Source organism: Deinococcus sp. (assembly GCF_030523985.1).
GTDB lineage: Bacteria > Deinococcota > Deinococci > Deinococcales > Deinococcaceae > Deinococcus.
The window spans coordinates 24,363-28,658 of record NZ_JAUNHK010000027.1 but is presented as its reverse complement, the minus strand read 5'-3'; the positions used below and the strand labels follow the sequence as shown (position 1 = coordinate 28,658).

The window sequence follows — 4,296 nt, the reverse complement described above, 5'->3', positions numbered from 1 at the left end:
TAAGGCGGCAACTCCGTTACACTTTGCGGAGATGATGGAGAAAGAACAGAACGCGTCCCCTGCCGAATCGGCCTACGAACGCGCCGGAGTCAGCATCGATGCCGGACACCGGGCTGTCGAGCTGATGAAGGGCGCTGTGGCCCGCACCCACAACGCCAATGTACTGGGCGGCATCGGCGGCTTCGGGGGCCTCTTTCGTGCCGCTTTCGGGCAGATGCAGGACCCCGTGCTGGTCGCCAGCACCGACGGGGTGGGCACCAAGACCAAAGTGGCGGTCAAGGTGGGCAAATTCGGCGGCCTCGGCCACGACATCGTGAACCACTGCGTCAACGACATTCTGGTGCAGGGAGCGCGGCCTCTATTTTTCCTCGACTATGTGGCGATGGGCAAGCTGCGGCCCGAAGCGGTGGCCGAAGTCGTGACCGGCGCGGCCCAGGCCTGCGAGGCGCTCGGTGTGGCGCTGCTCGGCGGCGAAACGGCGGAAATGCCCGGCGTGTACGTCGAGGGCGAACTCGACATCGTGGGGACGATTGTGGGCGTAGTGGACCGCCCCAGACTGATCGACGGCACGCGCATCCAGGCGGGCGACGCCGTGATTGCCCTGCCCAGCAGCGGCCTGCACACCAACGGCTTTTCGCTGGCCCGCATGGCCCTCGATTCCCTCGACTGGCGGGAAGCCCGCGCCGACCTGAACGGGCAGACCCTGGCCGAGTTGCTGCCCGTGCCCCACCGCTCCTACCTGCCCGCCTACGACGCGCTGGAGGGTGCTGGGGTCGAGATTCGCGGTATGGCCCACATCACCGGGGGCGGCTTGGTGGACAACCCGCCCCGCGTGTTCCCGGAAGGCATCGGTATGCACATCGACACCGCGAGCTGGACGGTGCCGCCGCTGTTCGAGCTGATTGTCCAGCAGGCCCAGGTCGAGCGCCACGAGGCTTTCCGGGCACTGAACATGGGCGTCGGTTTCCTGTTCATCGTCCCGGCGGCGCAGCGTGAGCAGGCCCTTGATACCCTGCGCGGCGCGGGCGAGCAGCCCTGGGTCATCGGGGAAATGGTGGCCGGCCAGGGCGTGACCTTCGGCGGGGCCGCCTCTTGACCAAGCGACTTGCCCCCACCGGATTCCATGCGCCTGACCGCGCCACCGCCACCGAGTTCTGGGTGGTGCGTCACGGCGAAAGCACCTGGAACGTCAACGGGCGCTACCAGGGCCAGACCGACGTGCCGCTCTCGCATGTGGGCGTGCTCCAGGCGGCGAGTCTGGCCGAGCGCCTGACCGGACAGCGGTTCGATGCCGTCTATTCCAGCGACCTGGCCCGCGCCCTGCAAACGGCCGAAGCGGTGACCGAGCGACTGGCCGGAAGTCCGTCCGTGCAACTGCGCCCCGAACTGCGCGAAATCAACGTGGGCGACCTCGCCGGACTGGTGATGGCCGAAATTCAGGAGCGTTACCCCGACTATCTCGCCTCGCTGAGCCGTGACCCCTGGGCCACCCGGCGGCCCGGCGGCGAGAGCATGGAAGACCTGTTCGGGCGCTGCGGCGACGCCTTTCACGCGCTGCGCTCCCGGCATCCGGGCGGGCGCGTGCTGGTCTTTACGCACGGCGGCGTGGTGCGCGTGGCGGTGGGGCTGGCCCTCGGCGGCGTGCCGAGCAACGCCTGGTCGCGCCTGAGTGTGACCAACACGTCCATTACCCGCGTGCTGCTGGGCGAAAACAGCGGAACCCTCCTCGGCTTCAACGACGAGGCCCACCTCGAAGACCTTATCGAGGCGACCGAGGCAGACGACGTGCTGGGGCAGACGCCCTAGGGGCACAGGGGGAAGGGTGGCGGGTAGGGGGAGGAGAGTAAAACCCTCTCTCCCCTTCACCCTCTCCCTTCACTCAGAGTTCGTTGACCTCGGGCCTGAAGCCCACCGCTTCAATGTAGTGCCGATATTCTTCCTGGGTCAGCGCCTCGCGCTTGCCGCTGAGGGCGACGAAAAAGGCTTCGAGGACGTTGGTGGCGAAGTTGCGCTTGCCCATGCGCGGCGTGGTCGTAATCAGGCGGGCCACGCCGCGTTCCTGCATCCACTTTCGGTCGGCCTCGGTGATAGTCTGGGTCAGCACCGTCTTGCCGCGCAGGTCTCTGGGGGCGTAGCGCTTGACGTAGTGGGTGTCGCCCGCCAGTACGTCGGCCCAGGTGTAGTAGCGGGTGCCTTTGCCCTCCACGCTCTGCTCCTGCTTGTCGCCCGTCGGGTAGAACCAGTCTTGTGGCAGTGTGGTCAGCACGGGGAGCGCCAGCCGTGCCACCTGCCGCAGTGTGCCGATGTTGCGGATGGGGCGGTCGACGTTCAGGCCGAAGATCAGGTCGCCGTACACCACGTCGGCCCCGTGTTCGGCCAGAGCTTCCGCCATACCGAAACGGTCGACTGCCGACACCATCAGCACGCGCTGGGTGCGCCAGTTCAGCAGGGGGTCGAGTTGCGCGACGGCCTCGCGTTCCAGCGTGTTCTTGAGACCGGAGCCGTCGAGCACTGGCGTGATTTTGGCGTTGGCGACCAGCTTTTTGACGTTGCCGAAGGTGTAGCGCCGCCCCCCGGCAATCACGTACAGGTCGGCTCCACCCAGCCCGAAGGCGTCCACCCGCCCGTCGAGTTCGCGGAACAGGCGAGCGGCCTGGGCAGTGTCGCCGTCGGTGCCGATGCGTTCCAGAATAAAAGGCTGGCCCAGCACGTTGATTTCCTCGCGGGCGTTGCGCCCAGAATTGCCCAGGCTCACGCTCACCACGTGCTTGAAACCTGCGGGGGCGGGTTGCCAGCCGCTCAAGGGGTCACTCATGCCCGGCATTCTAGGCGCATGGGCGGGGCGAGGTCGGCAGACCCCATGTCCACGCGGCGAGGCGCATCTGTCATCATTCGCCCATGACCGATACCGAACAACTCACCATCGACCTTCAGGACTTCCTCAAGCTGCGTGGACTGGTCGAAACGGGCGGCGAGGCCAAATTCCGCGTGCAGGGCGGCGAGGTGCGGGTCAACGGCGAGATCGAGACCCGCCGCCGCAAGAAACTGCGCCGGGGCGACGTGGTGGAGTACGCCGGACAGCGCGTGAAGGTGGACTGGTGAGCGACTACGCTGCCGAAGTGCTGGACTTCCGCCGCCGCAAGGACGAGCATTTCGCCGCCGGACGCGGGCCGCTGACGGCGGACATGCTGCCCGACTTCGGGGGCCTGAGCTACTACGCGCCCGACCTTTCGTGGCGTTTCCTGCTGCCCCTGTCCTCTCTGGAAACGGACGCGCCTGCCGCCGAAACCCTGCTGGCGACGAACACCGGGGCCACCCGTTTCATGGCGAAGCTGGGCGAGGTGCGCCTGCCCCTTCCCGGCGGCGAACACACCCTCAGCGTCTTTGCCCCACTGGGCGAGGAAGAACCCGCCCGCGCCTTCATTCCCTTCCGCGACGCCACCAGCGGGCACGAAACCTACGGCGCTGGCCGCTACATAGACGCGCCGCTGCAGCGCGAGAATGGCGAGGTCTGGGTCGAGGTGGACTTCAACCTCGCCTACCATCCCTACTGCGCTTACGGCGACGGCTGGACCTGTCCCCTGCCCCCGGCTGAAAACGTGCTGCCCGTCCCCGTCGAGGCGGGCGAGCGGCTCCCACCTTCCCTGCACTGACTGTCTAGCGGGCCACCACCGCGTATTTCAACTCTTGCGCTCCGGCGGCGTTCAGCGCCTCCCGGCAGGCAAGGAGGGTGCTGGCTGTGGTCATCACGTCGTCCACCACCAGCAGCGTGCCCGCCGGAAGCTCTCCCCCAACGGCGAAGGCTCCGGCCAGATTGCTGGCACGTTCGCTGGCGTGCAGCTTGGCCTGCTGCGCCGTGGCGCGGGTGCGTTCCAGAAGCGGTAGGCACGGTACACCCAGTTCGGCGGCGATGGTGCGGGCCAGCAGTTCGGCCTGGTTGTACCCGCGCTGCCGCTGTCGGGTGCGGTGCAGCGGCACGGGCACGACGCCCACCACGCCCCACTGAGTTGGAACACCCGCCGCCAGCGCTTGCCCGAGCGGTCGGGCGACCTCCTGTGCTCCGCCGTATTTCAGCGCCCGCACTGCCCGGCGCACCGTGCCCTGGTAGCGCCCCAGCGTGACCAGATGCGGCAGCGGACGGGCGACCAGCGGCGAATGCGACTCCACCCTGACCCGTAGACCAGTATGGCAACCCGTACACAAGCCCTGTTCGGCTCCCAGTTGACCGCCGCACCCCGGACAGGAGCGCGGCAGCAATGAGCGCAGCCAGTCGAACATGGCGGCAGTTTAGAGCGT

Annotated in this window: 6 protein-coding genes; 4 read left to right on the top strand and 2 right to left on the bottom strand. The window is 67.6% G+C overall.

Annotated elements, in window-relative coordinates:
• Nucleotides 1-34: 34 nt before the first annotated feature.
• Both purM and Q4C89_RS06100 read left to right on the top strand, forming a co-directional pair.
• Nucleotides 35-1,096: a phosphoribosylformylglycinamidine cyclo-ligase gene (gene purM / locus Q4C89_RS06105; protein ID WP_303101719.1), complete on the top strand. Its 1,062-nt coding sequence runs from the start codon at nt 35-37 to the stop codon at nt 1,094-1,096.
• Nucleotides 1,093-1,806 (top strand): histidine phosphatase family protein, encoded by a 714-nt coding sequence (locus Q4C89_RS06100; protein WP_303101718.1) that lies wholly within the window; start codon nt 1,093-1,095, stop codon nt 1,804-1,806. The genes purM and Q4C89_RS06100 overlap by 4 nt, the downstream gene beginning before the upstream one ends.
• Nucleotides 1,807-1,879: 73 nt before the next feature.
• Here Q4C89_RS06100 and Q4C89_RS06095 read toward each other — a convergent pair whose 3' ends face one another.
• Nucleotides 1,880-2,815 (bottom strand): quinate 5-dehydrogenase, encoded by a 936-nt coding sequence (locus Q4C89_RS06095; protein WP_303101717.1) that lies wholly within the window; start codon nt 2,813-2,815, stop codon nt 1,880-1,882.
• Between the two features lie 83 nt (nt 2,816-2,898).
• Here Q4C89_RS06095 and Q4C89_RS06090 point away from each other — a divergent pair, with 83 nt between their 5' ends.
• The gene (locus Q4C89_RS06090; RefSeq protein ID WP_303101716.1) at nt 2,899-3,102 is read left to right on the top strand and encodes an RNA-binding S4 domain-containing protein; all 204 of its coding nucleotides are present in this window, start codon (nt 2,899-2,901) and stop codon (nt 3,100-3,102) included.
• The gene (locus Q4C89_RS06085; protein ID WP_303101715.1) at nt 3,099-3,653 is read left to right on the top strand and encodes a DUF1684 domain-containing protein; all 555 of its coding nucleotides are present in this window, start codon (nt 3,099-3,101) and stop codon (nt 3,651-3,653) included. Before Q4C89_RS06090 ends, Q4C89_RS06085 begins: the two co-directional genes overlap by 4 nt.
• 4 nt (nt 3,654-3,657) lie before the next feature.
• On the opposite strand, the gene Q4C89_RS06080 is transcribed toward Q4C89_RS06085, so the two are convergent.
• Complete coding sequence (locus Q4C89_RS06080; protein ID WP_303101714.1) at nt 3,658-4,278, bottom strand: ComF family protein; 621 nt, start codon at nt 4,276-4,278, stop codon at nt 3,658-3,660.
• Nucleotides 4,279-4,296 lie beyond the last annotated feature (18 nt).

Bases quoted from the DNA above. Each gene is read 5' to 3' on its own strand.
- purM (WP_303101719.1), top strand. From the start codon at position 35: ATGGAGAAAGAACAGAACGCGTCCCCTGCCGAATCGGCCTACGAACGC.
- Q4C89_RS06095 (WP_303101717.1), bottom strand. From the start codon at position 2,815: ATGAGTGACCCCTTGAGCGGCTGGCAACCCGCCCCCGCAGGTTTCAAG.
- Q4C89_RS06090 (WP_303101716.1), top strand. From the start codon at position 2,899: ATGACCGATACCGAACAACTCACCATCGACCTTCAGGACTTCCTCAAG.
- Q4C89_RS06080 (WP_303101714.1), bottom strand. From the start codon at position 4,278: ATGTTCGACTGGCTGCGCTCATTGCTGCCGCGCTCCTGTCCGGGGTGC.